Annotated in this window: 1 protein-coding gene; it reads right to left on the bottom strand. The window is 60.9% G+C overall.

The features are described from left to right. Window positions 1-1,002: (5-formylfuran-3-yl)methyl phosphate synthase (locus EN893_RS35085; RefSeq protein ID WP_245490966.1), on the bottom strand; the 1,002-nt coding region annotated here is incomplete at its 3' end. Between the last annotated feature and the right edge of the window lie 116 nt (window positions 1,003-1,118).

The following is a 1,118-nucleotide window of genomic DNA, read 5'->3' on the forward strand; positions in this document are numbered from 1 at the left end:
CTCCAGGACGTGCGCTGCCACCTGCTCGGCCAAAGCCTCGCTGAGCTGGATATGTCCCCGCGCGACGATGGTGCGAATGCCGTCCATGATGATGTCATAAGAGAACACATGGCGCATGTCCTCGGGATGGTCGGTGATTTGCAGCACGTCGGCGGCCACATCAAAGCGCACTTTTTGAGTATGGCCATGCTCGAAGCTGTAGGCACCGATCTGGACCGGCAGAACAAAATCCCGCACAAAAATCCTGTCCGTGCCCAATGTCGGGTCGGTGTCCGGCGAATAGCCTCTCGCCGCCAACAGGCGATAGTCGATACTCGATTGACCGCCGGTCCCGGATTCCGCCGGGATCAACTCTCGAATCTGCGAGACCGCCTCGGCGCTGATCGAACTCGTGCGACCGGAATGGCCACACAGCGCCCCCCGAAAGCCGAGAAAATCGGGAGCGAAAGGCAATAGGCGCGGAATATCCGGAGCTTCCAGCGATCCACTCAGGCCGACCATCAGACCGAGCGATTTCGTTCGGTCGACGAATCCCGGAATACGCTCCGGCGGCAGATGATCGAGCAGCCGGCCCTTCCCCTTTTGCGCGGTATCGACCATCACGCCATGGAAGCGATGCCTGGCGAATATCGGCAGAAGCTCGAAGTCCGGCGCCAGATCGGCAAACAGCACGGCAATCAGCTTCGTTCGTGCGGCGAGCGGTTCGAGCGCCTGTGCGCAGGCAGAGATATTCGCCGAAGGGAAACACCCGATCTTCACATAGTCGACGCCGGTCGCCGCGATCTCTTCGGCCTTGATGCGGATCGTTTCGGGTTCCATCGGCAGGTCGCCGCAGACCGCGCTGACCGGAGCCCGACCAGCGATGAACGAAATCGTTCGGCGCATGGTTTCCGTGGACACCGCGCCCAGAGCTCCCGCCTTCGGGTCCTTCAGGTCGACGATGTCGACACCTCCAGAAAGAGCGATCTCCGCCTCTTCGATGCCGGTGACGCTTGCCAGCATTCTGGTCACTTGAACAGTTTCTCCAGTTTGGAGGACAAGACGTTTTTATAGAGGCAGTCGATCCCCCTGCGCCACGTCTCGCCGGTGTTGCCATGCGAATCGACGCCGGCGGGACG

The sequence above is a fragment of the Mesorhizobium sp. M7A.F.Ca.CA.004.04.2.1 genome (assembly GCF_004022825.1).
Taxonomy (GTDB): domain Bacteria; phylum Pseudomonadota; class Alphaproteobacteria; order Rhizobiales; family Rhizobiaceae; genus Mesorhizobium.